Genomic DNA, 25,293 nt, shown 5'->3' with positions numbered 1-25,293 from the left:
AGTCCTCACGTCCTGTCCATCCGGTGGTCGCACGTGGTGTTCGCAATCGGAACCGACCAGTGGTGACCCGGGGTAGCCCGGGGGCTGGGGGGAGTGCTGTGGGGGTCGTGTGCGCGTCCTGAAGTCGACCTTGTGTGCGGGCTGTCGGCCTCGGAATAGTTGGCGGCCCATCCTCCGTGCCAGGCACCCCACGCGCCGGGCACGGCCCCCACAGGAGGTAGATGTTGAAGCACCGACGCATACCCCAGAGGCGTGCGGCCATCGCCGGTGGAGCCGTGGTGGCTCTGCTGGGCGCCGCGGTCACCTTCCAGACTGCGAACGCCAGCGATGATGTACAGCAGTTCGAGGCGAGGGTCCTGTCCGTCCAGGCGGCGGGAAACCTCGCCTCCACCCTCGGTTCGCGGCTCGGCGAGACGGACGCCGCGGGCGCGTACTACGACGCCGACTCCCGCACCCTCGTGGTGAACGTCGTCGACGAGGCCGCGGCCGAGGCCGTCCGCGAGGCGGGCGGCGAGGCGCGGATGGTCGAGCACTCCCTCGCCGAACTCAAGGGCGCCCGGAAGGCCCTGAAGGACCGGGCGACCATCCCCGGCACCTCCTGGACCGTCGACCCGGTGACCAACAAGGTCGTCGTCACCGCCGACCGCACCGTCAAGGGCGCCTCCTGGGAGAAGCTCACCCAGGTCGTGAAGGGGCTCGGCTCCAAGGCGGAGCTGAAGCGGTCGGCCGGCACCTTCACGCCGTTCGTCGCCGGCGGCGACGCCATCCACACCGGCGGCGGCCGCTGCTCCCTTGGCTTCAACGTCGTCAAGGACGGTCAGCCGCACTTCCTCACCGCCGGCCACTGCGGGGACGCCGGTTCCGCGTGGTCCGACCGGCAGGGCGGGAGCGCCGTCGGCACCATGGTCGACTCGCAGTTCCCCGGTGACGACTTCGCGCTGGTCAAGTACGACCGCGAGGTGGAGCACCCGAGCGCCGTCAACCTGTACGACGGCGGCTCCCAGCGGATCGCCCGCGCCGCCGAGGCGACGGTCGGCATGAAGGTGACCCGCAGCGGTTCCACGACCCAGGTGCACGAGGGCGAGGTCACCGGCCTGGACGCCACCGTCAACTACGGCAACGGGCAGGTCGTCGAGGGGCTCATCCAGACCACCGTCTGCGCCGAGCCCGGCGACAGCGGCGGCTCCCTCTTCTCCGGTGACGCGGCGGTCGGCCTGACCTCCGGCGGCAGCGGGGACTGCACGGCCGGCGGGACGACCTTCTTCCAGCCCGTCACCGAGGCGCTCGCCCGGTACGGCGCGCAGATCGGCTGACGCCTCCAGGAAGCGGGGAAGCCCCCCGGCCCGGGACTCCGGGCCGGGGGGCTCGTGTGTGCGGCCCCGGGTCAGGTGCCGACCGGCTCGTCCGGGGTGTCGGCGTCGCGGCGCAGCGACGAGACGACGAGGGTGACCACCGTGCCGAGCACCGCCCAGACCGACAGGACCTGGAGAGCGCCGGAGACGGCGTTGCCCTGGAAGTACGCGATGGACCGCGCCGCCCAGGTGCCCGCGCCCGGCGGCAGGGCGGGGCCGATGGCCCGCCAGAAGTCGGGGAGCATGGGGCTCGGGAAGGCGCCACCCGCGCTGGGGTTGCCGGCGATGACGATCAGCAGGACGGCCAGTCCGATGCCGACGATGCCGGTGAGCGCCTGGAGGGCGAGGGTGAGCGCGCCGACGGCGAAGACGACCAGCGCGCCCAGCCCCCACAGGGCCGCGACGCTGCCGGGCAGCGCGCCGAGGACCGGACCGACGATGATCGCGCCGCCCAGACCGCCGAGGACCGCGGAGAGCGCGAGCACGGCGAGCCGGATGACCGCGCGGAGGGTGTTGGCGGGCCGGGAGCCCGCGCTGATCGCCAGGATCGACGCGAGGAGGTAGCCGCCCACGCACCATCCCACGACGAGGTAGAACGCGGAGAGGCCGTCGAAGTCGTCGGGGGAGGCCGGCGCGACGTCCACCGTGCGGACCGTGCGCTGCTGGGGCCGCTCGACCTCGGTGGCGATCCGCTCCAGGGCGGTGACCAGGACCGTGCCGCCGCCGGAGGCGACGAGCAGGGTGTCGGTGCGGCCCGTCGGGTCGACGACGAGCGCCCCGTCGATCTCCCGCTCCCGGATCTGCCGCCGGGCCTCGGCCTCGTCGGGGAGCACACGCGGGTCGAGCGGGTCACCAGGCAGTCCGCCCAGGCGGTCGGCCGTCCGCTCGGCGGCGGCTCCCGGCGCGACCACCCCGAAGGGGACGTCCGAGGGCTTCGGGTCGTGCAGGGCGCCCACGTAGGAGGCGATGAACAGCAGCTGCAGCGCGAGCACGCCGATGACCAGCAGGGCGGCCCTGGGGGTGACGGCGCTGCGCACCTCGGAGGCGAACGTCATGTGCTCCACGCTCCGCCGCGGCCGGTGTTCCCGCAGGTGGGGCGGGGCTGAATGGCTGAGGGGCGGTCGCCGCGGGCCGTCGGGGAGGGAGGCCGGGCCCCTGAGCAACGGAGTCGTACATTCGTTCGAACGTGGTTTATGGTGGTGCTCAGGGGGGTGGTGAGGTTCGGAACGATCCAGGAGGTGCGGATGTCGCGGTTCACGCACCTGCACACCGTCTCCGGCTTCTCCCTGCGGTACGGGGCCTCCCATCCGGAGCGGCTGGCCGCCCGCGCCGCCGAGCGCGGCATGGACGCCGTCGCCCTCACCGACCGCGACACCGTCGCCGGGACCGTGCGGTTCGCCCGGGCCTGCGCCGAGGAGGGCGTGCGCCCGCTCTTCGGGGTGGACCTCGCCCTCGCCGAGCGCGCCGTCCCGGGGTCGCCCACCGAACGCCGCCGCACCCCCGTGCGCGGGGGCGCCTTCGTCGACGAGTCCGCGCCCCGCGCCCTCTTCCTGGCGCGTTCCCGGCGCGGCTGGGCCGCCCTGTGCCGGCTGGTCACCGCCGCCCACGCGGCGGCCGGGGGCCCGGCCGCCCGGGCGATCGGCACCCCCGTACTGCTGCCCTGGGCCGACAACCACGGCGACGACCTGACCGTCCTGCTTGGCCCCGACTCCGACGTCGGCCGGGCCCTCTGCGCGGGCCGCCCCGACCGGGCCGCCCGGCTCCTCGTCCCCTGGCGCGAGGCGTACGGCGACGCCCTGCGGCTGGAGGTCGTGCACCTCGGCCGCCCCGGCACCGGCCCCGGCTCGCTCCGGCAGGCCGCCCGCACCCTGGGGCTCGCCGCCGAGCAAGGCGTACGGCCCGTGCTCAGCAACGCCGTGCGGTACGCCGACCCCGGGCAGGGCCCCGTCGCCGACGTCCTCGACGCCGCGCGCCGGCTCGTCCCCGTCGACCCGCGCAGGGGCCTGGACGGCGGCGAGCGCTGGCTCAAGGACCCCGCCGCCATGGCCGCCGTCGCCGAACGCGTCGCCGAGGCCGCCGGGCTGCGCCGCGACGCGGCGCACCGGCTGCTCGCCCTGACCGAGGAGACGGCGCAGGAGTGCGTCGTCGACCCGGAGGAGGACCTCGGCATCGGCACCGTCCACTTCCCCGAGCCCCACCTGGTCGGCGCCGCCCACCGCACCGCCGACCGGGTGCTGCGCTCCCGCTGCGCCGCCGGCATGGTGCTGCGCGGCCACGACCGGAAGCGGGAGTACTGGGCCCGCCTGGACGACGAGCTGCGCACCGTCGAACGGCTCGGCTTCGCCACGTACTTCCTCACCGTCGCGCAGGTCGTCGACGACGTGCGGGACATGGGCATCCGGGTCGCCGCGCGCGGCTCCGGCGCCGGGTCCCTCGTCAACCACCTGCTCGGCATCGCCCACGCCGACCCGATCGAGCAGGGCCTGCTGATGGAGCGCTTCCTGTCGGTGCGGCGGCCCGCGCTGCCCGACATCGACGTCGACGTGGAGTCCGCCCGCCGCCTGGAGGTCTACCGGGCGATCCTCGACCGCTTCGGCCCCGAGCGGGTCGCGGCCGTCGCCATGCCCGAGACCTACCGCGTCCGCCACGCCGTGCGGGACGTGGGCGCCGCCCTGTCCATGGACCCGGCCGACATCGACCGGATCGCCAAGTCGTTCCCGCACATCCGCGCCCGCGACGCCCGCACCGCCCTGGACGAACTGCCCGAGCTGCGCCGGCTGGCCGGCGAGCGGGACCGGTACGGGAGGCTGTGGGAGCTGGTCGAGGCGCTGGACGCGCTGCCGCGCGGCGTCGCCATGCACCCGTGCGGGGTACTGCTCTCCGACGCCTCGCTGCTCTCCCGCACCCCGGTCGTGCCGACCAGCGGGGAGGGCTTCCCGATGGCGCAGTTCGACAAGGACGACGTGGAGGAGCTCGGCCTGCTCAAGCTCGACGTGCTCGGCGTGCGGATGCAGTCGGCGATGGCGCACGCGGTCGCCGAGATCGCGCGCACCACCGGCGAGGAGGTGGACCTCGACGACCCGGAGCAGGTGAGGCCGGGCGACCCCGCGACGTACCGGCTCATCCGGTCCGCCGAGACGCTCGGCTGCTTCCAGATCGAGTCGCCGGGGCAGCGCGACCTGATCGGCCGGCTCCAGCCCGCGACCTTCCACGACCTGGTCGTGGACATCTCGCTGTTCCGGCCCGGCCCGGTCGCGGCCGACATGGTCCGCCCCTTCATCGCCGCCCGGCACGGCAGGGCCCCGGCGCGCTACCCGCACCCGGACCTGACGGAGGCGCTGGAGGAGACGTACGGGGTCGTCGTCTTCCACGAGCAGATCATCAAGATCCTCGACATCATGACCGGCTGCGGCCGGGACGAGGCGGACGCGGTGCGCCGCGGCCTCTCCGACCCCGAGTCGCAGACCCGCATCCGGGTCTGGTTCGAGCGCAGGGCGACGGAGCGCGGGTACGGGGCGGACGTCGTCGCGCGCACCTGGGGGATCGTCGAGGCGTTCGGCAGCTACGGCTTCTGCAAGGCGCACGCGGTGGCCTTCGCCGTGCCGACCTACCAGTCGGCGTGGCTCAAGGCCCACCACCCGGCGGCCTTCTACGCCGGGTTGCTCACCCACGACCCGGGGATGTACCCCAAGCGGCTGCTGCTGGCCGACGCGCGGCGGCAGGGGGTGCCGGTCCTGCCGCTGGACGTGAACGTGTCCGGCGTCTCCCACCGTATCGAACTGGTGTCCGGTTCAGTGGCGGGGCACACGTCCGGCATGTCCGGTACGCCCGGTACGTGGGGGGTGCGGCTCGCGCTCCTCGACGTCCACGGCATCAGCGAGGCGGAGGCCACCCGCATCGAGGCCGGTCAGCCGTACGCGTCCCTGCTCGACTTCTGGGAGCGCGCCCGGCCCAGCCGCCCCGTCGCCGAACGGCTCGCCCAGGTCGGCGGGCTCGACGCGTTCGGCGCCAACCGCCGCGACCTGCTGCTGCACCTCGCCGAACTCCACCGCGCCCAGCGGGGCGGCGGCTCGTACGGCGAGCAGCTCCCGCTCGCCGGCGGCCGCAGGTCGGCCCCCGTCGGGCTGCCCGACCTGACCGACGCCGAACGGCTCAGCGCCGAGCTGGGCGTCCTGTCCATGGACGCCTCCCGCAACCTGATGACCGATCACCGGACCTTCCTGGAGGAACTCGGCGTCGTCACCGCCCAGCGGCTGCCCACCGTCCGGCACGGCCGGACCGTCCTGGTCGCCGGGGCCAAGGCGGCCACCCAGACCCCGCCCATCCGCTCCGGCAAGCGGGTCGTCTTCACCACCCTCGACGACGGCACCGGCCTGGTCGACCTGGCCTTCTTCGACGACAGCCACGAGCGGTGCGCCCACACGGTCTTCCACTCCTGGCTGCTGCTCGTCCGCGGCGTCGTCCAGCGCCGCGGCCCGCGCAGTTTCAGCGTGGTCGGCTCGGCCGCCTGGAACCTCGCCGAACTCGTCGAACTGCGCCGCGACGGCGGCCTGGACGCGGTCGCCGCCCGCCTGGCCGAGCCGCCCGCCGGCGACCCGGCCGGTACCGGCCCTGCGAGCGCCGGCCCGGTCGGCGCCGCCCCGGCCACCGCCCCGGCGGACACCGGCCGCCGGATCACGATGGCCAACGGCTACGTCATGAACCCCTGGGCCGACCTGCGCCCCGCGGGCGAGGGCGTGGCGGCGCCCGGCCGCAAGCTGTGGCACCAGAGCCAGGGGAGCGCGGGATGACCGGGACGGTCCTGTGCGTACGGTTCGGGCTCGCGCCGGCGGACGAGGCGCTCCTGCCGGACCTCCTCGCGCTGCTCGGCGGGTTCACCCCCGTCGTCCAGGCCGAACCGCCCGACGCCGCCCTCGCCGACCTGGGCGGCGCCGTACGGTACTTCGGCCGCGGCCCCGCCGAACTCGCCGCCGTCATCCGGGTCCGGGCGCTCGCCCTGTACGGCGTGGACTGCGCCATCGGCGCCGGGCCGGGCCCCCGGACCGCCCGCATGGCCGCGCGCCGGGCCGCGCCCGGCACCACCCTGGTCGTCGACGACCCGGCCGCCTTCCTGCGCGACCTGCCCGCCGCCGCGCTGGACGGGGTCGGCCCGGCGACCGCCCGCACCCTCCGCTCGTACGGGCTCGACACCGCCGGCCGGGTGGCCGACGCCCCGCTCGCCGTGGTCCAGCGGATCGTCGGCGCCCGGGCGGGGCGCGACCTGTGGGAGCGGGCGCGGGGCGTCGACCGCACCCGGGTCGTCCCGAACGCCGCGGCCCGCTCCGTCGCCGCCGAACGCTCCTTCCCGCACGACGAACTCGACCGCGACCGGCACCGCAGGGCCCTGCTCTCCGCCGCCCAGGAACTGGGCGCCCGGATGCGGGCCGACGGCCAGGTGTGCCGCGCGCTCACCCTCACCGTGCGGTACGCCGACCGCTCCACCACCACCCGCGAACGCACCCTGCGCGAGCCGACCGCGCACTCCGCGGAGCTCACCTCCGTCGCGTACGCCCTCCACGACGGGCTGGCCCTGCAACGGGCCAGGGTGCGCGGCGTCACCCTGCGCGCCGAGGGCCTCGCCCCCGCCGAACGGGCCGCGCACCAGCTCTCCCTGGACCCGACCGACGACAAGGCCCGGCGGCTGGAGGCCGTGGCGGACCGCGCCAGGGCCCGGTTCGGTCCGGACGCGATCATCCCCGGCTCGCTCGCGGCCTGAGTCTTCGCGACGGCGGCCGTGCGGTCCGGGTGCCGCCCGCCCGCGACGGCGGCCGCCCTCCCGCCCCCCGTGGCGGCGGCCACTCATGCGGTGCCCCCGCGACGGCGGCCGCCCTCCCGTGCGGGGGCCCTTACCGCGTGGCGGTGGAGTCCCGGGCAGGTTTTACCGACCCATAACTTCCCTCCTGCCGCTACCCGTACGTAACTTGGCCTGAGCGCGGCCCCCACGCCGCGCCATCCCCGCCAGTGGTCCGGGCCGCCGGGGCGTACCGCCACCGCCCTTCACCTCCAGCCGCCAGGAGACCACCCGATGCTGCCCCCGCACGCCCCCGTCCGCCTGCGCCGCGCGCTCAGAGCCCTGACCGCCGCCTTCCTCCTCACCACCGCCGCCGTCCTCGCCCCGGCCGGCGCGGCCCAGGCCGCCACCCCCGCTCCCACCGCCACCGACCGGGGCTGGAACGACTACGCCTGCAAGCCCTCCGCCGCCCATCCGCGCCCCGTCGTCCTCGTCCACGGCACGCTCGGCAACTCCGTCGACAACTGGCTCGGCCTCGCCCCCTACCTGGTACGGCGCGGCTACTGCGTCTTCTCCCTCGACTACGGGCAGCTGCCCGGCGTCCCCTTCTTCCACGGCCTCGGCCCCGTCGCCGAGTCCGCCGGGCAGCTCGACGCCTTCGTCGACGGCGTCCTCGCCGCGACCGGCGCCCCCGAGGTCGACCTGGTCGGCCACTCCCAGGGCGGCATGATGCCCCGCCACTACCTGAAGTTCCTCGGCGGCGCCGCCGAGGTGAACGCCCTGGTCGGCCTCGCCCCCGACAACCACGGCACCACCCTGCTCGGCCTCACCGCGCTCCTGCCGTACTTCCCGGGCGTCGCCCACCTGCTGACCGAGAAGACCCCCGCCCTCGCCGACCAGATCGCCGGCTCCCCGTTCCTGCGCCGGCTCAACGAGGGCGGCGACACCGTCCCGGGGGTCCGCTACACCGTCATCGCCACCCGGTACGACCAGGTCGTCACCCCGTACCGCTCCCAGTTCCTCGACGGGCCCGGTGTCCGCAACGTGCTCCTCCAGGACCTCTGCCCCGTCGACCTCTCCGAGCACCTGGCGATAGGGCTGGTCGACCGGGTCGCGTTCCACGAGGTCGCCAACGCGCTCGACCCGGCCCGCGCGACACCGACCACCTGCGCGTCGGTCCTCGGCTGACCGGCGTACGACCGGAGGAGGGTCCCCCGTGGAGTCCCGCTGTGTCCTGCTGCCCGACCGCCACCGGCCGGGAGGCGGCCGGCGTCGCGGACGCGGACACCCGACCACGGTCGCTCCGCGACCGGATCGTGTCCGCCCGGTCCTGCCGCCCGGCCCCTGACCCCGGCAGTTCCTGAAAAACCATCAGATGGTGCGGCGGCGGGCCGCTCGCAGCAGCAGCGCCGCGCCCGCGCCCAGTGCCACGGCGCCGCCGGCGGCCGGGTACGCGGCCGTACCGTCCTCGCCGGTGGCGGCGAGGCGCGGCCCGCCGGCGGCCGGCGCTGCGGCGGCGGTGGTGGTGGCGGGTGTGGTGGCGGTCGGCACCGGGGAGGCCCCCGTACCGCCGTCCGGGCGCGCACCGCCGTCCGGGCGCGCACCGCCGTCCGGGCGCGCGCGCCGTCGCCGTGGCCGTCCCGGCCGGCATGCCCGTGGCCGCCGTCACCGTCACCGCCGTGGTCGGCGCCACCGTCACCACCGTCACCACCGTGTCCGCCGTGGCTGACGGTCGAGCGGGCCGCGTCGTCCGCGATCCGCCGCTCGCTCGGCGCCGACGCGGTGCGGCCCGTCCCCACGGTGGCGCCGACCACCACGTCGGAGCGGGTGTAGAACGCCTCGGGCGAGTCGGAGCGCTGCGGCCGCGGGCCGGGCGCGGCTCAGCCCACGGGGCGGTAGCGCCGCTCCGGGCGGCCCGTGCCGCCGTAGCGGAGGGCCACCTCGGCGCGGCCCGTCTCCGCGAAGTACTCCAGGTAGCGGCGGGCGCTCACCCGGGACAGGGAGCCCGCCTCCGCGCACTCCGAGGCGGACAACCCGGCCGGGTGCGCCCGCAGGACGCGCTCCACCAGGTCCGCCGTGTGCGCGGCCAGCCCCTTCGGCAGCTCCCGGGCCGCCCGCGGCCGGGTGCCGAAGATCCGGTCGACGTCCTCCTGGCGCGCCTCGTCCAGCGCCGCGAGGCGGGTGCGGACCGACGCGGCGTGCAGCAGCTGCTCGCGCAGCGCCGCCTGGCTGAACGGCTTGATCAGATAGTGCAGCGCGCCCGCCCGCAGGGCCGACCGGACCGTGGCCGCGTCCCGGGCCGCCGTGATGAACAGCGCGTCCGCGTGGGCGGTACCCCGTCCCGCGCGCTCCTCCTCCGCCCGTACGGCCCGCAGCACCTCGATGCCGTCCATGTCGGGCAGGTACACGTCGAGCAGCAGGAGGTCGGGGCGCAGCTCCCGGGCGGCGCGCAGCGCGTCGGCGCCGCTGTGTGCCACCCCGGCGACCTCGAAGCCGTCCACCGCGGACACGTAGCGGCCGTGCAGCTTGGCGACCATGAAGTCGTCGTCCACCACCAGCACCCTCGTCACGGGAGAACGGTAGGCCGCGACCACAAGGACCACAACGTCCGTTGGTTGCGGAACGGAGACATCTCGTTCACGCGTGGGCAACATGTGGCGCACTCCCCGGAAAACCCAGACCGAAAGGCGGCACCCGTGCGACTGCGCACTCCCCTCGCCCTGCTCGGGGCGGCGCTGCTGGTGCTCGTGGGGCCGCCGCTGCTCGAACCCGGCAGCGGCTCCGAGACCGGCACCCACATCCCCGGCCTGCGGCTCATGGTCCCCAACACCCCCGGCGGCGGCTACGACATCACCGCGCGCACCGCGGCCAGGAACGCCGAGGACGCCGGGCTGACCCGCGACATCGAGGTCTTCAACCTGCCCGGCGCCGGCGGCACCGTCGGCCTGGCCCATCTCGTCGGCGAACACGGCAACGGCCGGATCGCCATGTCGATGGGGCTCGGCGTCGTCGGGGCCGTCCACACCAACAAGGCCCCCAGGACCCTCGCCGACACCACGCCCATCGCCCGGCTCACCGAGGAGCAGGACATCGTCGTGGTGTCCAAGGACTCCCCGTACCGGACCCTCCGCGACCTCCTCGCCGCCTGGCGGGCGAACCCCGGCAAGCTGCCCGTCGGCGGCGGCTCGTCGCCCGGCGGCCCCGACCACCTCGCACCGATGCTCATGGCGCAGGCGGCCGGGATCGCCCCCCGGTCGGTCAACTACGTGCCCTTCGACGGCGGCGGCGAGCTCCTCGCCTCGATCCTCGGCGACAAGGTCGCCTTCGGCGTCTCCGGCGTCGGCGAGTACCTCGACCAGATCCAGGCGGGCGAGCTCCGCGTCCTGGCCGTCACCGGCGCCGAGCGGGTCCCCGGCCTCGACGCCCCCACCCTCCGCGAGTCCGGGCTCGACACCGAGTTCACCAACTGGCGCGGCATCGTCGCCCCGCCGGGACTGACCGAAGCCGAACGCGACCGGCTCGTCGCCCTCGTCACCGCCCTGCACGCCTCGCCGCAGTGGCGCCGGTCGCTGGAGGAGAACGGCTGGACGGACGCGTTCCTCGCCGGGGACGCCTTCGGCACGTTCCTGGACCGGCAGGACCAGCGCGTCGCCGACGTACTGAAGGAGCTCGGACTGTGAGCACCCCCACCCCCCAGCCGGGCGGCCCCACCCCGCACGGCACCCCCGGGTCCCCCGGCGGCGCCCCCGCCGTGCGGAGCCGCCGCGCCTGGCTGCGCGACCACTCCGAGCTCGGCGTCGGCGTCCTGCTGCTGCTCCTCGGCGTCCTCGTCCTCACCGACGCCCTCACCATGAGCGTCGACATCGCCCAGCGCGGCCCCGTCGGCCCCCGCACCGTGCCCCTCGTGGTCGGCGCCGGGCTGGTCCTCGTGGCCGTCCTCCTCACCGTGGACGTCCTGCGCGGCGGGCGCGGCGAGGCCGAGGGCGGCGAGGACGTCGACCTGTCCGAACCCGGCGACGCGCGCACGGTGCTGCTGCTCGTCGGCGTGTTCCTCGGCAACGCCGTCCTCATCGAACCGCTCGGCTTCCCGATCTCCGGCGCGCTCCTCTTCTGGGGCTCCGCGTACGCCCTCGGCAGCCGCCGCACCGACCGCGACCCGCTCGTCGCGGCCGTGCTCTCCCTCGTCACCTACGTCGTCTTCGACCACCTGCTCGGCGTCCCGCTCCCCGGCGGCCCCCTCATGGGAGTGATCTGATGGATTCCCTGAACTCCCTCGTCGACGGCTTCGGCACCGCCCTCACCCCCCTCAACCTGCTGTGGGCGGCGGTCGGGGTCCTCCTCGGCACCGCCATCGGCGTCCTGCCCGGCATCGGCCCCGCCATGGCCGTCGCCCTGCTCCTGCCCGTCACCTACGGCCTGGAGCCGACCGGCGCGTTCATCATGTTCGCCGGCATCTACTACGGCGCCATGTTCGGCGGCTCCACCACGTCGATCCTGCTGAACACCCCCGGCGAGAGCGCCGCCGTGGTCGCCGCCATCGAGGGCAACCCCATGGCGAAGTCCGGCCGCGGCGCCCAGGCCCTCGCCGCTGCGGCCGGCGGCCACTTCGCCGGCGGCATGATCGGCACCGTCCTGCTGGTCGCGCTCGCCCCGGCCGTCGCCGCGCTCGCCGTCGACATCGGCGCGCCCGACTACTTCGCGATCATGGTGCTGGCCTTCATCGCCGTCACGTCCGTCCTCGGCTCCTCCCGCATCCGCGGGCTGGCCTCACTGCTGGTCGGGCTCAGCATCGGCCTGGTCGGCCTGGACCGGATGACCGGCCGGCCCCGGCTCACCTTCGGCTCCCTCCAACTCGCCGACGGCATCGACGTCGTCATCGTGGCGGTCGGCCTCTTCGCCATCGGCGAGGCCCTCTGGGTCGCCGCCCACCTGCGCCGCGGCACCGCCGACGCCCTGCCCGTCGGCCGGCCCTGGCTCGCCCGCTCCGACCTGCGCCGCACCTGGAAGCCGTGGCTGCGCGGCCCCCTCATCGGCTTCCCGTTCGGCGCCATACCCGCCGGCGGCGCCGAGATCCCCACCTTCCTGTCGTACGTCACCGAGAAGAGGCTCTCCCGCCACCGCGACGAGTTCGGGCGCGGCGCCATCGAGGGCGTCGCCGGGCCGGAGTCCGCCGCGTCGGCGTCGGCCGCGGGCACCCTGGTCTCGATGCTGACGCTGGGCCTGCCCACCACGGCCGTCGCCGCCGTCATGCTCGCGGCGTTCCAGCAGTACGGCATCCAGCCCGGACCGCTGCTCTTCGAACGCGAACCGCAGCTGGTGTGGGGGCTGATCGCCTCCCTCTTCGTCGGCATGGTGCTCCTGCTCGCGCTGAACCTGCCGCTGGCCCCGCTGTGGGCGAGGCTCCTGCGCATCCCCCGCCCCTACCTGTACGCGGGCATCCTCTTCTTCGCCTCCGTCGGCGCGTACGCGGTCGGCGGGGAGGCCCTCGACCTGGTGGTGCTGCTCGTCATCGGCCTGATCGGCTTCGGCATGCGGCGTTACGGCCTGCCGGTGCTGCCCGCCGTCATCGGTGTCATCCTCGGACCGGCCGCCGAACAGCAGCTGCGCCGCGCCCTCCAGATCAGCGACGGCAGCCTCACCGGCCTCGTCGACACGCCCTTCTCCGTCACCGTCTACTGCGTCGTCGCCCTGCTGCTGGCCTGGCCCCTGATCCGCGGGGCGCTCGCCCGCCGCCGTAACCTGACGTCGTGACCGACGCCGTTCGCCCCGCCGACCCCACCGACGTCCCCGCCGTACGGGACGTCACCGATGCCGCCTACCGCCACTACATCGCCCGGATCGGTGTCGTCCCGGCGCCGATGGAGGCGGACCACGCGGCGGACGTGGCGGCGGGGCGGGTGTTCGTCACCGGCGCACCGGTCCGGGGGCTGGTCGTCGTGCGGACCGAACCCGACCACCTGTACCTCGACAGCGTCGCCGTCCACCCCGACGCCCGGGGCACGGGCCTCGGCCGCCGCCTCCTCGCCTTCGTGGAGGACCGTGCCCGCGCCCTGGGCCGCCCCGAGGTGCGGCTGCTGACGAACGCCATGATGTGGGAGAACCAGGCGATGTACGAGCGGTACGGCTACGAGGTCGTGGAGCGCCGTGTCGACGGCCCCTACGACCGCGTCCACTACCGCAAGGCGCTGCCCTGACGGGCCCGGGCCTCCAGGGCGTCCAGGGCCTCCACCGCGCGGGCCGCGGCGGCGGGGTCGCGGTCGGCGAGGCCGCTCGCGGCGAACTCGTCCTCGTCCAGCCGCAGCACCCGCGTCCGGTCCGCCGACACCCACAGGTCCAGGTCCAGGTCCTCGACGACCACCTCGGCGGCGGTCACCTCGGCGGGCCGGGTGATGTCGCAGTACCAGCCCTTCAGCGTGCCGTCGGCGGCCCGGACCTCCTTGACGGAGTACCACCGGTCCCGCCCGTAGTGCTCCGTGAAGACGTCGCCCGGCTCGAACCGGACGAACCCGAAGTCCCGCACCCCCTCGCCCGCCCACGCGGCGCGCACCGTCAGCAGCGTGCCGTCGTCGGAGAGGACCTCCGCCGGGTAGCGGATCTTCGTGCGGCCCGCCTTGACGAGCACGACGTCAACCGAGCGTGCGGACATGTCCGACCTCCGTGGCGCAGACGCGGTAACCGAGCCGCCGGTTGACGGCCAGCATCGGGGCGTTCGTGGAGTCGTTGCTCGTGTACGCCGACCGGAAGCCGGCGGCGCGCGCCCGGCGCAGCGAGTCCGTCTTGGCGAGCGCGGCGAGGCCGCGGCCGCGGTGGGCGCGGCGTGTGCCGGTCATCCCGGAGACGTAGCGGGTGGCGCCGTCGGTGTGGGCGGCGGTGAACGCCGCCACCTCCCCGTCCACGAGCACCACCGTGCTGAGCCGGTGGTCGAGGAGCGGGTCCCCCCAGGTGTCGCGGAGCCAGTCGGCGTAGTCGTCCAACACCACCGGCACGTCGGTCGGTTCGTCCGCCACCACCTCGGCGTCCGCCTCGAACAGCGGGCGCGGGTCGGCCGCGAAGTCCGCCGCGGTCCGCAGTTCCACCCCCGGCGCGAGGGCCGCGACGGGGTCCGGCAGGGCGGCCGCGGCCAGGTCCAGCAACTGGTAGCGCATGGTGCGGGCGGACAGGTAACCGCGCCGCTCCGCGAACGACCGGCACTCCGGACGGCCCGCCACCCATGTGTGCGCGGCCCGCGCCCCGGCGGCGGCCAGGTGCTCCTCGGCGGCCGCCAGCAGCCGACCCCCCACCCCGCGCCCGCGGTGGTCCGGGTGGACCCCCGCGGAGACGTGCCCCTGCCCGGGCTCCGGGCTCTCGTGGGTGATGCCGGCGCCGGCCCAGCCGACGGCCTCGCCGTCCCGCTCTGCCACCAGCAGGCGGTACCGGCGGGCGGGCGGCGACGCCACGACGTCGAACAGCACCGACGCGGGCGTCGTCACGATGTACGGCGCGCACGCCCGGCGCACCCGTGTGACCCCGGGCGCGTCCTCGGGGCGGAACTCACGCACGATCACGGTCATGCCCGGGACGCTACGCGCGCCCCCGCCCACGCCGCCTCCCTTTTTCCACCGCGCGGGGGGAGGGCCGCCGTGTGGCGGCGACCTTCGTCGTGCGGGTGCCCGCCGTGGAACCTCCGCCGCGTGGGGAGGGGCCGCCGGTGGGGGAGAATCGGGCCCGTGACGCTGAAGCTCGCCCTCGACCAGGACACGGCCACCCCGCCGTATGAACAACTGCGCGCCCAGATCGCGGAGCAGGCCAGGACCGGCCGGCTCGCGGTCGGCTCGAAGCTGCCGACCGTGCGCGGCCTCGCCCAGGAGCTGGGCCTGGCGGCGAACACCGTCGCCAAGGCGTACCGCGTGCTGGAGGCCGACGGGGTGATCGAGACCCGGGGCCGCGCCGGCACGTTCGTCGCCGCCGCCGGCGACGCCGCCGAGCGCCACGCCGCCGCGGCGGCCGCCACGTACGTCCGGGAGGCCCGGCGGCTGGGCCTGTCGCGCGCCGAGGCGCAGGCGGCGGTGGCGGAGGCCCTGCGCGCCGGCTACGGCGGCTGACCCCCACGGCCCCGGGCGCCGGCTACGGCGGCTGACCCCCACGGCCCTGGGGTCCCCGACGCGCACCGCCCCCGACGCGCGCGGGCTGTCGGGCCGCGCGCCGGTCGTACATGCGGGCGGGCGGGCCGTCCGGGCCGCGTGCCGGCCGTCCGCGCCGTGCGGGCCTTTGGGCCAAGCGCCGGCCGTGCGGGCGGTGTGCGTCGGGCGGCGGGCGGTGCGCGCCGGGCGGCGCCTACAGGTACAACCCGGCCTCGCGGGAGCGCGGTTCCGGCAGGGCCGTCGGGGACGTGCCGCGGCGCAGCGCGTACAGCTCGGCGAGGGTGGCCCCGTCCCGGCCGACTCCCTCCTCGGTCCCCAGCCACCCCACGGCCTCGGCCCGGCTCAGCGGGCCGACCTCGATGCGGGCCAGGCACCGTCCGGGCCGGACCACGGCGGGGTGCAGCCGCTCCAGGTCCTCGTTGGTGGTGACGCCGACCAGGACGTTGCGGCCCTGCCCGAGCAGCCCGTCCGTCAGGTTCAGCAGCCGCGACAGGGCCTGACCCGCGGTGTGCTTGGCCTCGCCGCGGATCAACTCGTCGCAGTCCTCCAGCAGGAGCAGCCGCCAGCGACCCTTGCCCGTGCCGTCGTCCTCGCCGATCGCGATGTCCATCAGGTAGCCGGTGTCGCCGAAGAGCCGCTCCGGGTCGAGGACGCAGTCCACCTGGCACCAGTCGCGCCAGGACCGGGCGAGCGTGCGCAGGGCGGAGGTCTTGCCCGTGCCCGGCGGGCCGTGCAGGAGCAGCAGCCGCCCGGTGACGTCGTCGGGCGTGACCTTCATCAGCCGGTCCAGCGCGTCCGCCACCGGGGCGGTGTAGTTGGACCGCACCTCGTCCCACGCGCCCGCGGCGATCTGCCGCGTCGTGCGGTGCGGGCCGCGCCGGGGCGACAGGTACCAAAAGCCCATGGGGACGTCGTCCGGGCGCGGTTCGGGCTCGTCCTGGGCGTCGCGCGTGGCGTCCGTCAGCACCCGCTCGGCGAGCGCCTCGTCGACCGCGGTGACCGTGACGTCCGCACCCCGGTTCCAGCGCGAGACCAGCAGCGTCCATCCGTCGCCCTCGGCGAGGACGGCGCTGCGGTCGTCGGCGCGGGCGGAGCGCAGCACCGTGGCACCCGGCGGCAACAGCGTGGACCCGGACCTGACGCGGTCGAGGCTGCGGCTGCGCGAGTGCGGCTGCTCTCCCGTCGCGAACCGGCCGAGGAACAGCGCGTCCACGACGTCGGACGGGGAGTCGCTGTCGTCGACGGTGAGCCGGATCGGCAGGGCGTCCTGAGGGTTGGCTGACATAGGGCCCATGATCCGACACGCCCGCGCCCTCCGCACCGCCTTTTGGCCGGCGCCGTCCCTCCGGCGGCCGCGTGCCACAGGGGTGTACGGCGCGCGCCGGCGTGGTGACGCGCGCCTCCCCGGGCGGGTGAACTCCCCGGCGTTTTCCGTGTTTTCTCTTGGCATGAACACGGCGTACTGCTACCAAAGTCGAGGCAGAGATCCTGCTGAAGGGGGTTGCATGAAAACGTCCCGCTCCGCCGCCCTGGTCTCCTCGCTCCTCCTCGGCGCCGCCCTGACCCTCACCGGGGCGGGGACCGCGCAGGCCGACTCCTCGGCCGCCGCCGTCGACTACGTGGCCCTCGGCGACTCCTACTCCTCCGGTCTCGGAGCCGGCGCCTACGACGCCGCGAGCGGCTCCTGCAAGCGCACCACGCGGGCCTACCCCGCCCTCTGGGCGGCCGCGAACTCACCCTCGTCGTTCGCCTTCACCGCCTGCTCGGGCGCTCGTACGGGTGATGTGACGGCCAACCAGCTCGGCCCGCTCACGAGCGGGACGGACCTCGTCTCCCTCACGATCGGAGGCAACGACGCCGGCTTCGCCGACGTGATGACCACCTGCGTGCTGCAGTCCGAGGCCACCTGCGTCGCGCGCGTCAACGAGGCGAAGCGCTTCGTCGACACGACCCTGCCCGGACGCCTCGACTCCGTGTACTCCGCCATCCGGGCCAAGGCGCCGTCCGCCCGCGTCGTCGTCCTCGGCTACCCCCGCTTCTACAAGCTCGGCGGGTCCTGCGTGGCGGGGCTCACCGAGAACGAGCGCAGTGCCATCAACGGCGCCGCCGACCACCTCAACACGGCCACCGCGAAGCGCGCCGCCGACCACGGCTTCACCTTCGGCGACGTCGTGCCGACCTTCACCGGCCACGAGATCTGCTCCGGCGCCCCCTGGCTCCACAGCGTCAACTGGGTGAACGTCGGAGAGTCGTACCACCCGACGGCCGGCGGTCAGTCGGGTGGCTACCTGCCGGCCTTCCGCAACGCCGCCTGACCCACCCCGCGCACGGGCCGGGTCCGGACCACCACGTCCGGACCCGGCCCGCGCGCCCGGCCGGACCGGGCAACCCTCCGGCCGCGCGCCCGTCCCCGCCGGTACCGTCCGGCCCGCGCGCCCGCGTCCACTCCCGCGCCGTCCGCCTCGCGCGCCCGGCCGTACCGGCACGGCCCGGCCCGCGCGTCGGCTCCCCGTCCGCCCCGCCCCGAGCCGTCCTTGTCCGTCCGCCCCGCCTCGGCCCGTCCTTGTCCGCCCCGCCCCGCCCCGGCTCCGTCCGGCCCGGCCGCGACCGCCTCCGTCTCCGCCCTACCGCAGGGCGACGTACACCAGCCCGGCCACGACCAGTCCGACGACGGCCACCACCAGCCCCACCGCGCCCACGGCCACCGCGGCCCGACGCCCCGGCGGCTCCGCGCCGCCCCCGCCCCCCGCCGGTCCGCCCGTCGGCCCCGGATCCGGCCCCGGCCCCCGGCCCACGCCCGGCGGCCCCGCCCCGCCCGCCGAGTCGGCCCCGTCGGGCCGTCGCGCGCGTCCGGCCCCCTCCGCCCCACGCCGCTCGGCGGAGTGCCCCGACGCCCGTACGGTACGAGCCGCGCCGCCCGCGCCCGCCGCGCCCAGCAGCCGCGCCGCCTCCTCCGCCGACGGGCGCGCGTCCGGGTCCCGGCGCAGCAACGCCCCGACCACCGGGGCGAGGCCGCCCGCCCCGCGCGGCGGCAGCGGCCCGTCCGCGCCGCCCGCACCCTCCGCGCCGCTCCCGCCCCCCGCACCGGTCGCGCCGCCGCCCGCCGGCGGGCGGCCCTCCACCGCCGCGTACAGCAGGGCCCCCAGCGACCACAGGTCGCCCGCGGGCGTGGCGGGCCGTCCCGGCCCGCACTCGGGCGCCCGGTACCCCGGCGCGCCGCCCGGACCGGCGGCCGGCGCGGTCCCGAAGTCCGTCAGGGCCACCCGGCCGTCGTTGCCCAGCAGTAGGGCTTCCGGCGCCACCGATCCGTGCGGCACGCCCGCCGCGTGCGCCGCGCGCAGCGCCTCCAGCACCTCCGCGCCGACGCGCGCCGCCCGGTGCGGCGGCAACGGCCCCTCCGCCTCCAGCGTCTCGGCCAGCGTCAGCCCCCGCACCAGCTCCGTCACGAGCCAGGGCCGGCCGTCCTCCATCACGACGTCGAACACGGCGACCGCGTTCCGGTGGGCGACCCGGGTCGCCTCCCGCGCCGCCCGCTCCACGCCCTCCGCCGCCCGCCCCCCGTCGGCGTCCCCGGCCCCGCGCGGCAGGCGCACGTCACGCACGGCGACGTCGCGGCCCCGCACCTCGTCGCGGGCCCGCCACACCACGCCCGCGCCGTCCTCGCGCAACGGGTCGGCCAGCCGGTACCGCCCGCCCACCAGCCTTGCCCCGTAGGCTCCTTGACTCATGACGGCCTCCTTCCACGTCGTCGGCGGACACCAGGAGGCTGTCCAACTCACCGTGAAGCCAGACATATTCGGAGCGTGACCGTCAACGCCCGTATCCGAGCCGCGAATCCCCGTACCGGGATACACGACTGCGAGATGGGGACGATAGGGTTAACGTTGGCCCGGGTCGGGTGCCCTTGTACGGGTGGGGAGTGTCATGGATCAGATAACAGTGCGCAGCAGGCCACGCGTGCCTGCCATCACCTGCGGGAGCAGCGCGACGAGTTCGCGCCTCGACCGCCACCTCGCGGTTCTGGGAGGTCCGGCCATCCCGCAGCGCGAGGCCGCCGAGGCCACTTTGCTCATGCGCGAGCTGACGGCGCGTGACGTTGCGCACAGTCACCGCAGCCGCGGCGCCCGGGTCTCGCTCTTCGCGCCGCTGCGCCGGCTGCGCCGCTCCCTCTTCGGCAACCACGGCTGAGACGGGCGGGGGACCGGCACCGGCCCCGCCCGTCGGGCGCCGCGGCGGGGGGCCCGACCCGGCAGCTCCCCCAAAGGCCGTCCCCCGCCCGCCCCGGCCCGCGTCACCGCCGCGTCACGCGACCACGCCGTCCCGGCGCAGCCGCGCACGCTCCGGCTCGTCCAGCCCGAGTTCGCCCAGTACGGCGTCCGTGTGCTCGCCCAGCGCGGGCACCGCTCCCATCAGCGGCTCCGGCCCGCCCGGCAGGGTGATCGGCGGCAGCAGCGCCCGCAGCGGACCCACCGCCGAGTCGACCTCCCGCCACCTGTACCGCGCCGCGAGCTGCGGGTGCGCCACCACGTCGGCCACCGTGTTGAGCCGCGCGCAGGCGATGCCCGCCGCTTCCAGCCGCTCCACCGCCTCCGCCGTGTCCAGCGCGGCCAGGGCCCGGCCCACCGCCGCGTCGGTCCGCTCCCGGTTCGCCACCCGCGCCCCGTTCGTCGCGAACGCCGGGTCGTCGCCCAGCTCCGGGCGGCCCAGCACCTCGCCCGCCAGCCGGCGCCACTCCCGGTCGTTCTGCACCGACAGCAGCACCTGCCCGCCGTCCGCCGTCGGATAGGCGTCGTACGGGGCGATGACGGCGTGCGCGACCCCCGTGCGCGCCGGGGCCTCACCCCCGTGCATCCCGTGGTGCAGCGGATGGCCCATCCACTCGGCCAGCGACTCCAGCATCGAGATCTCCACCGGCCCGCCGAGCCCCGTCGTCGCCCGCCGCAGCAGCGCTGCCAGCACCCCCGAGAACGCGTACATCCCCGCCGCGATGTCGGCCGCGGGGACGCCCGCCTTCACCGGCCGCTCCGGCGTGCCCGTCACCGACACGAGCCCCGCCTCACACTGCACGAGCATGTCGTACGCCCGCTTGTGCGCGTACGGACCGCCCGCGCCGTACCCGGAGACGTCGACCGCCACCAGCCGCGGGTGGGTCGCGCAGAGCGTCGCCGCGTCCAGCCGCAGGCGCGCCGCCGCGCCCTGCGCGAGGTTCTGCACGAACACGTCGGCCCGCGCCACGAGCCGGCGCACGAGGGCGATGCCGCGCGGGTCCTTCAGGTCGACGGCGAGGGACTCCTTGCCCCGGTTGCACCAGACGAAGTGGGAGGCGAGTCCGCGCGCGGCGGTGTCGTAGCCGCGCGCGAAGTCGCCGCCGTCCGGCCGCTCGACCTTGATGACCCGGGCGCCGAGGTCGGCGAGCTGACGGGTGGCGAAGGGCGCCGACACCGCCTGCTCGACGGCGACGACCGTGACGCCGTCGAGCGGCAGGGGGAGCGGCCGGGGCCGCTGGTGGGTGCTCATGACAGCCGTGCCTACCGTGTACGGACCACCTTTGTCACCCCTTCGGGTGGGCGTAGCGGCGTACCGCGAGCGGCGCGCAGACCGCGATGACCAGCAGCGACCAGGCGAGGGCGCCCGCGACGGGGTGGGCGACCGGCCACGCCGCGTCCGCGGGGACGGGCGCGTTGCCGCACAAGTGCCGTACCGCCGTGGCGACCGCCGAGATCGGGTTCCACTCGGCGACCGTGCGCAGCCACCCCGGCATGCCGTCGGTGGGGATGTAGGCGTTCGACAGCAGCGGCAGCATGAAGGTGGCGCCGCCCAGTTGCCCGGCCGGTCGACGCGGTGAGCGGCGAGTACGAGCTGACCGACGCGCCCAGCGGCGACTGGAAGGCCGACATGCTCGGGCTGGGCCGGCAGACCCGGGCCCTCCTGTACCGGCACCCCTGGCTGACCCGCGTGATGTCGACGGTGTACGGCTCCAGCCCCAACGCCCTGCGCTACCTGGAGTTCTGCCTCGACTGCCTGGCCCCGCTCGACGCGCCGGGCGGCACCAAATGGAGCTGATCGCGATGGTCAACGGCACCGCCATGATCACCGTCGCGAACGGGCTCGCCCTGGCCGAGCGCACGCGCGCTCTGCCGTGGTCGGAGGAGCGGGAACAGGCCGCCCGCGCCGCCTACCTCGCCCGGCAGCCGGCGGGCGGGGCGTACCCGCGCCTCGCCGAGCTGCTCGCCGGGGCGCCGGCGCCCGAGGACCCCGACGGCGCCTTCGACCGCGCCCTGCGGCGGCTGCTGGACTCCTTCGGTTAGCTACAGCAGGGCGAGTTGCCCCTCGGGGCCCTCCTCCGTCCGGTCCAGGACCGAGGCCGGGCGGCGGGCCGCGTCCGGGACGGGCAGGACACCGGCCGCGCGGAGGTCGGCTCGGGTCAGCGGCTCCATCCCGGACAGGTCCGGACGCTCCGCCTCCAGCTCCGCCTGGAGGGCCAGCACCGTGATCAGCTCCAGCAGCTCCGACGTCCACTCCGGGGGCCACGCGGCGGGGCCGATCGCCTCCAGCGTGCCGGGCTCGGCGGGAGCGGTACGGTGCGCGAACCACAGCTCCAGCACCCGCGCCCCGCCCACCCGGTACTCCCACGCCCCGGTCGGCACGGGCGCGATCCGGCCCCTGTCGCCGACGAGCAGCGCCTCGCCCTCCGCGTCGTACACGAGCCCCCGCGGCCGATCCGGCAGCGCGGCCCGCACGTAGGGGCGCCGCCCGCCCGGCAGCCGCGGGCGCGCGCCGCCGCGGGCGCCGCGCGACTGCACCTCCGCCATGCGGCGGCCCAGCGCCACACCGGCCGCCCAGACGGCCGCGTCGGCGGGCAGCGGCACGGTGCACCCGCCGGGGGAGGGGCGGGCGGCCGCCAGCGCCCAGGCCGGCAGCTCCTCGGGGGGCACCGCGCGGCCGTACCGCGCGCCCAGCAGCTCCAGCAGCCCGGGCGCGACGTTCGGTTCGCGCCCGCCCGGCCGCCGGTACAGCGGCCTGATGCGGCCCGGACGGCCCGCCGGTGAGCGGCCGTCCGGCAGCGCGGCCGTCACCAGCAGCGCCGGACCCGGCGCCTGCGGCACGTACCCCTGCTCGACGGCGAACAGCTGCCGCCCGTCGGCCACCCGCCACAGCTCCGGACGGGCCGCGTCGAGCAGCCGGTGGTCGGGCAGCAGCCACTGCTCGTCGAACGGCCCGTGCGCGAGCCGTACCGGCTCCGGGCAGGGGCCCGTCTCCCGCGCGAACCGCGCCGTTCCCGTCCGCTGCCCCGGCAGGGCGGCGACCGCACTCGTGAGGGTCCGCGCCCGGCTGGGCCGGAACAGGGCCTCCCGCTCGTCGCCGCCGACCCGGACCAGCGCGTCCCACCGGGCCCGCAGAGTCCGCGCGTCCGGGGCGACGACCCACGGCCGGCCCAGCCGCAGCGGCGCCACCGACCAGGGCATCAGGTCGTCGAGCAGGGGCACGTCATCCGTCACGGGGCGCATGCTAATGACCGCGCCCCGTCGCTTCCACCGCGGCCACCCGCCGACCGCTCGGGGCCGCCGCCACCTCCGGGCACGCCTCCGACGGCCGCTCCGGCCGTCCCGGCCGCTCCGGGCACCGGCCGCCGTCGAGGCACTGCGGATCCCGGGCGCGCCGGACACCGCCGGGACGCCGCCCGTCCCGGGAGCCCCGGCCGCCGCCGGGGCGCTGCGGTGCCCCGGCGCCCCCGGCCGCTTCCACCGCGGCCCTGCCCGGCGGCCACCAGGGCCCCGTTCAGTCCGCCTCCACCGTGACCGTGAAGGAGAACCGGTCGCCCCGGTACCGGATGCGCGCCACGTCCACCACGCGGCCGTCCTCGTCGTACGTCACGCCCGTGTAGTGCAGGATCGGCGACAGCAGCGGCACCTGGAGCAGCTCGGCCGTCGCGGGGTCCGCGAGCCGCGCCTCGACCGTGTCCGTGATCCGGCTGATCCGCACCCCGACCGCGTCCCGCAGCACCTTCGTCATCGGCCACCGCTCCAGGTCGGCCAGGTCGATCGCGGCCGCGATCTGCGGGCGGACCGCGTTCTCCGCCCAGTTCGTCGGCTCGCCCGTCTCCGCGTCCCGGCGCAGCCGCCGGTACGTGACGACCTCCCGCAGCTCCGGGAAGTGCTCGGCCAGCTCGCCGGGGACCGGCTGCGGACCGTGCCCGAGCACCGTCGTCCGCTCACCCGACTGCTGCGCGACGATCGCGTCGATCGAGCCGAGCAGCCGGCGCGGGGCGCTGCGCCGGGCGCCCGGCTCGATGAAGGTGCCGCGCCGCCGGTGCCGGCTGATCAGCCCCTCCTCCTCCAGCTCCTTGAGCGCCTGCCGCATGGTCAGCACGCTCACCCCGTAGTGCGCCGCCAGCCGCTCCTCGGTGGGCAGGCGCAGCGACGCGTCCGGGGAGCGCCCCAGTATCGAGGCGCGCAGGGACTGGGACACCTGGTACCACAGCGGCAGCTTGCGGTTCAGGACCAGGGAGTCGGGGGCGAAGGCGGACACGGCATCTCCGGAGGGCTGCGTGCGGTGTACGACCCACGTGACGTACTACGCGCGGAAGTGGCGCTCCAGACCCTGCCACACGTCGTCGTACCCCCGCTGCAGGTGGTCGGCCCCGGCGGCCTGGGCCGTGGTCGTCAGCGGCCAGCGCGTCTCGAACATGAAGGCCAGGCCGTCGTCGATCCTCTGCGGTGCCAGCTCGGCGGCGCTGGCGCGGTCGAACGTCTCCCGGTCCGGGCCGTGCGCCGACATCATCGTGTGCAGCGAACCGCCGCCCGGCACGAAGCCCTCCGCCTTGGCGTCGTACGCGCCCTCGATCAGGCCCATGTACTCGCTCATGACGTTGCGGTGGAAGTACGGCGGGCGGAAGGTGTCCTCGCCTACCAGCCAGCGTGGCGCGAAGACGACGAAGTCCACCCCGGCCAGGCCGGGGGTGTCGGACGGCGAGGTGAGGACGGTGAAGATCGACGGGTCCGGATGGTCGTAGGAGATCGTCCCGATGACGTTGAAGGCGCGCAGGTCGTAGACGTACGGGACGTGGTTGCCGTGCCAGGCGACGACGTCCAGCGGGGAGTGGTCGTACGTCGCGGCCCAGAGGTTGCCGCAGTACTTGTTCACCACCTCCACCCCGCCCTCGATGTCCTCGTACGCGGCGACCGGGGCGCGGAAGTCGCGCGGATTCGCCAGGCCGTTGGCGCCGATCGGGCCGAGGTCGGGCAGCTGGAAGGGCCGGCCGTAGTTCTCGCAGACGTAGCCGCGGGCGGTGTCGTCGAGCAGCTCCACGCGGAAGCGGACCCCGCGCGGGACGAGGGCCACCTCGCCGGGGCGGGCGGCGAGGACGCCGAACTCGGTGCGCAGCAGCAGGCCGCCGCGCTCGGGCACGATCAGCAGCTCGCCGTCGGCGTCGCTGAACACCCGCTCCATGGAGGTGTCGGCGTGGTAGAGGTGCACGGCCACGCCGGTGCGCTGCGTCACGTCGCCGTTGCCGCCGAGGGTCCACAGGCCCGCCAGCCAGTCCGTGCCGGGCGCGGGCGCGGGGAGGGGGTTCCAGCGCAGCCGGTTCGGGTCCGGGACGGTCTCCGTGAAGGGCGCCGAGCGCAGCGCGCCGTTGTCGACGCGGGTGAAGGGCGGGTGCGCGGCGGACGGCCGGATCCGGTACAGCCACGACCGCCGGTTGTGGGCCCGCGGCTCGGTGAAGGCGCTGCCGCTCAGCTGCTCCGCGTACAGCCCGAGCGGGGCCCGCTGGGGCGAGTTGCGGCCGTGCGGCAGGGCGCCTGGGACCGCCTCCGACTGGTGCTCGTTGCCGAAGCCGGAGAGGTACTCCAGGCCCTCGGCCGTCCTGCGGGCCCGCTCGCGCGCCGGCCGGTCCACCCGCCGGTCCGCCTGCTCGCCCGTCTGCCCGTCCGCCGGTACGGCGCCGCCCATGGTCATCGCCCGCTCCTGCCGCTCAAGGAATCCTCTGTATGACCGTAGGATTCCGCGGCCCCGCCGTCAACGGGGGGCGGGGGTCCGGTGGCCGGGGGAG

General features: G+C 76.0%; 22 protein-coding genes and 2 pseudogenes. 12 read left to right on the top strand and 12 right to left on the bottom strand.

The features are described 5' to 3' along the window. Positions 1–224 precede the first annotated feature (224 nt). A complete protein-coding gene (locus NRO40_RS05490) occupies positions 225–1,313 on the top strand; it encodes a S1 family peptidase (protein WP_058943484.1) in 1,089 nt (362 codons plus the stop codon). Positions 1,314–1,384: 71 nt separating this feature from the next. On the opposite strand, the gene NRO40_RS05485 is transcribed toward NRO40_RS05490, so the two are convergent. Further along, positions 1,385–2,407 (bottom strand): YhgE/Pip domain-containing protein, encoded by a 1,023-nt coding sequence (locus tag NRO40_RS05485; RefSeq protein ID WP_058943455.1) that lies wholly within the window; start codon positions 2,405–2,407, stop codon positions 1,385–1,387. Positions 2,408–2,596: 189 nt separating this feature from the next. Between NRO40_RS05485 and NRO40_RS05480 the strand changes: the two genes are divergently transcribed. From NRO40_RS05480 to NRO40_RS05470, 3 genes are all read left to right on the top strand, one after another. Further along, positions 2,597–6,142: a DNA polymerase III subunit alpha gene (locus NRO40_RS05480; protein ID WP_058943483.1), complete on the top strand. Its 3,546-nt coding sequence runs from the start codon at positions 2,597–2,599 to the stop codon at positions 6,140–6,142. Beyond that, a complete protein-coding gene (locus tag NRO40_RS05475; protein WP_058943454.1) occupies positions 6,139–7,107 on the top strand; it encodes a DNA polymerase Y family protein in 969 nt (322 codons plus the stop codon). Before NRO40_RS05480 ends, NRO40_RS05475 begins: the two co-directional genes overlap by 4 nt. Positions 7,108–7,416: 309 nt before the next feature. After that, on the top strand, positions 7,417–8,310 hold the full coding sequence (locus NRO40_RS05470) for an esterase/lipase family protein (protein ID WP_058943453.1): 894 nt from the start codon (positions 7,417–7,419) through the stop codon (positions 8,308–8,310). A gap of 183 nt (positions 8,311–8,493) precedes the next feature. Here NRO40_RS05470 and NRO40_RS05465 read toward each other — a convergent pair whose 3' ends face one another. Both NRO40_RS05465 and NRO40_RS05455 read right to left on the bottom strand, forming a co-directional pair. Further along, a complete protein-coding gene (locus NRO40_RS05465) occupies positions 8,494–8,673 on the bottom strand; it encodes an LPXTG cell wall anchor domain-containing protein (RefSeq protein ID WP_058943452.1) in 180 nt (59 codons plus the stop codon). A gap of 329 nt (positions 8,674–9,002) precedes the next feature. Next, positions 9,003–9,692, bottom strand: a complete 690-nt coding sequence (locus tag NRO40_RS05455; RefSeq protein WP_198549398.1) for a response regulator — start codon at positions 9,690–9,692, stop codon at positions 9,003–9,005. Positions 9,693–9,818: 126 nt separating this feature from the next. Between NRO40_RS05455 and NRO40_RS05450 the strand changes: the two genes are divergently transcribed. The 4 genes from NRO40_RS05450 to NRO40_RS05435 are packed head-to-tail and all read left to right on the top strand — an operon-like array spanning position 9,819 to position 13,316. After that, on the top strand, positions 9,819–10,802 hold the full coding sequence (locus NRO40_RS05450; protein WP_058943451.1) for a Bug family tripartite tricarboxylate transporter substrate binding protein: 984 nt from the start codon (positions 9,819–9,821) through the stop codon (positions 10,800–10,802). Further along, entirely contained in the window at positions 10,799–11,377 is a 579-nt protein-coding gene (locus NRO40_RS05445; protein ID WP_079047254.1) for a tripartite tricarboxylate transporter TctB family protein, read from the top strand. Before NRO40_RS05450 ends, NRO40_RS05445 begins: the two co-directional genes overlap by 4 nt. Further along, positions 11,377–12,873 (top strand): tripartite tricarboxylate transporter permease, encoded by a 1,497-nt coding sequence (locus NRO40_RS05440; protein ID WP_058943450.1) that lies wholly within the window; start codon positions 11,377–11,379, stop codon positions 12,871–12,873. Before NRO40_RS05445 ends, NRO40_RS05440 begins: the two co-directional genes overlap by 1 nt. Further along, positions 12,870–13,316: a GNAT family N-acetyltransferase gene (locus NRO40_RS05435; RefSeq protein ID WP_058943449.1), complete on the top strand. Its 447-nt coding sequence runs from the start codon at positions 12,870–12,872 to the stop codon at positions 13,314–13,316. Before NRO40_RS05440 ends, NRO40_RS05435 begins: the two co-directional genes overlap by 4 nt. Here the strand turns inward: NRO40_RS05435 and NRO40_RS05430 are convergent. Both NRO40_RS05430 and NRO40_RS05425 read right to left on the bottom strand, forming a co-directional pair. Continuing rightward, positions 13,295–13,768: a DUF402 domain-containing protein gene (locus NRO40_RS05430; RefSeq protein ID WP_058943448.1), complete on the bottom strand. Its 474-nt coding sequence runs from the start codon at positions 13,766–13,768 to the stop codon at positions 13,295–13,297. The genes NRO40_RS05435 and NRO40_RS05430 overlap by 22 nt on opposite strands. Then, on the bottom strand, positions 13,749–14,672 hold the full coding sequence (locus tag NRO40_RS05425; protein ID WP_058943480.1) for a GNAT family N-acetyltransferase: 924 nt from the start codon (positions 14,670–14,672) through the stop codon (positions 13,749–13,751). The genes NRO40_RS05430 and NRO40_RS05425 overlap by 20 nt, the downstream gene beginning before the upstream one ends. Before the next feature lie 156 nt (positions 14,673–14,828). On the opposite strand from NRO40_RS05425, the gene NRO40_RS05420 reads away from it, so the two are divergent. Beyond that, a complete protein-coding gene (locus tag NRO40_RS05420) occupies positions 14,829–15,203 on the top strand; it encodes a GntR family transcriptional regulator (protein ID WP_058943447.1) in 375 nt (124 codons plus the stop codon). Positions 15,204–15,435: 232 nt separating this feature from the next. Here NRO40_RS05420 and NRO40_RS05415 read toward each other — a convergent pair whose 3' ends face one another. Next, a complete protein-coding gene (locus NRO40_RS05415; RefSeq protein WP_058943446.1) occupies positions 15,436–16,527 on the bottom strand; it encodes a DUF5925 domain-containing protein in 1,092 nt (363 codons plus the stop codon). A 220-nt stretch (positions 16,528–16,747) separates the two neighbouring features. Between NRO40_RS05415 and NRO40_RS05410 the strand changes: the two genes are divergently transcribed. Further along, on the top strand, positions 16,748–17,557 hold the full coding sequence (locus NRO40_RS05410; RefSeq protein ID WP_058943445.1) for an SGNH/GDSL hydrolase family protein: 810 nt from the start codon (positions 16,748–16,750) through the stop codon (positions 17,555–17,557). Between the two features lie 309 nt (positions 17,558–17,866). Here the strand turns inward: NRO40_RS05410 and NRO40_RS05405 are convergent, their stop codons facing one another. Continuing rightward, a complete protein-coding gene (locus tag NRO40_RS05405; RefSeq protein ID WP_257375340.1) occupies positions 17,867–18,970 on the bottom strand; it encodes a serine/threonine-protein kinase in 1,104 nt (367 codons plus the stop codon). A 196-nt stretch (positions 18,971–19,166) separates the two neighbouring features. On the opposite strand from NRO40_RS05405, the gene NRO40_RS05400 reads away from it, so the two are divergent. Continuing rightward, positions 19,167–19,430, top strand: coding sequence for a hypothetical protein (locus tag NRO40_RS05400; protein ID WP_079047556.1), 264 nt, complete (start codon positions 19,167–19,169; stop codon positions 19,428–19,430). Between the two features lie 114 nt (positions 19,431–19,544). Here NRO40_RS05400 and NRO40_RS05395 read toward each other — a convergent pair whose 3' ends face one another. Both NRO40_RS05395 and NRO40_RS05390 read right to left on the bottom strand, forming a co-directional pair. Next, positions 19,545–20,759: a CaiB/BaiF CoA transferase family protein gene (locus NRO40_RS05395; RefSeq protein ID WP_058945436.1), complete on the bottom strand. Its 1,215-nt coding sequence runs from the start codon at positions 20,757–20,759 to the stop codon at positions 19,545–19,547. A 34-nt stretch (positions 20,760–20,793) separates the two neighbouring features. Beyond that, positions 20,794–21,072: pseudogene (locus NRO40_RS05390) on the bottom strand (ABC transporter permease); the annotation flags it as partial. Between the two features lie 2 nt (positions 21,073–21,074). On the opposite strand from NRO40_RS05390, the pseudogene NRO40_RS05385 reads away from it, so the two are divergent. Beyond that, positions 21,075–21,550, top strand: a pseudogene (locus NRO40_RS05385) (TetR/AcrR family transcriptional regulator C-terminal domain-containing protein); the annotation flags it as partial. On the opposite strand, the gene NRO40_RS05380 reads toward NRO40_RS05385, so the two are convergent. The 3 genes from NRO40_RS05380 to hmgA form a co-directional block, all read right to left on the bottom strand. Then, positions 21,551–22,750, bottom strand: coding sequence for a type ISP restriction/modification enzyme (locus NRO40_RS05380; protein ID WP_058945434.1), 1,200 nt, complete (start codon positions 22,748–22,750; stop codon positions 21,551–21,553). Positions 22,751–23,021: 271 nt separating this feature from the next. Then, positions 23,022–23,771, bottom strand: a complete 750-nt coding sequence (locus NRO40_RS05375) for a GntR family transcriptional regulator (RefSeq protein WP_058945433.1) — start codon at positions 23,769–23,771, stop codon at positions 23,022–23,024. Between the two features lie 45 nt (positions 23,772–23,816). Then, entirely contained in the window at positions 23,817–25,199 is a 1,383-nt protein-coding gene (gene hmgA, locus NRO40_RS05370; RefSeq protein WP_232791298.1) for a homogentisate 1,2-dioxygenase, read from the bottom strand. Positions 25,200–25,293 lie beyond the last annotated feature (94 nt).

It is taken from the genome of Streptomyces changanensis (genome assembly GCF_024600715.1).
Classification (GTDB): Bacteria; Actinomycetota; Actinomycetes; order Streptomycetales; family Streptomycetaceae; genus Streptomyces; species Streptomyces changanensis.
Note: the sequence above shows the minus strand (reverse complement) of the source record. Positions and strands in the feature narration are given on the sequence as shown.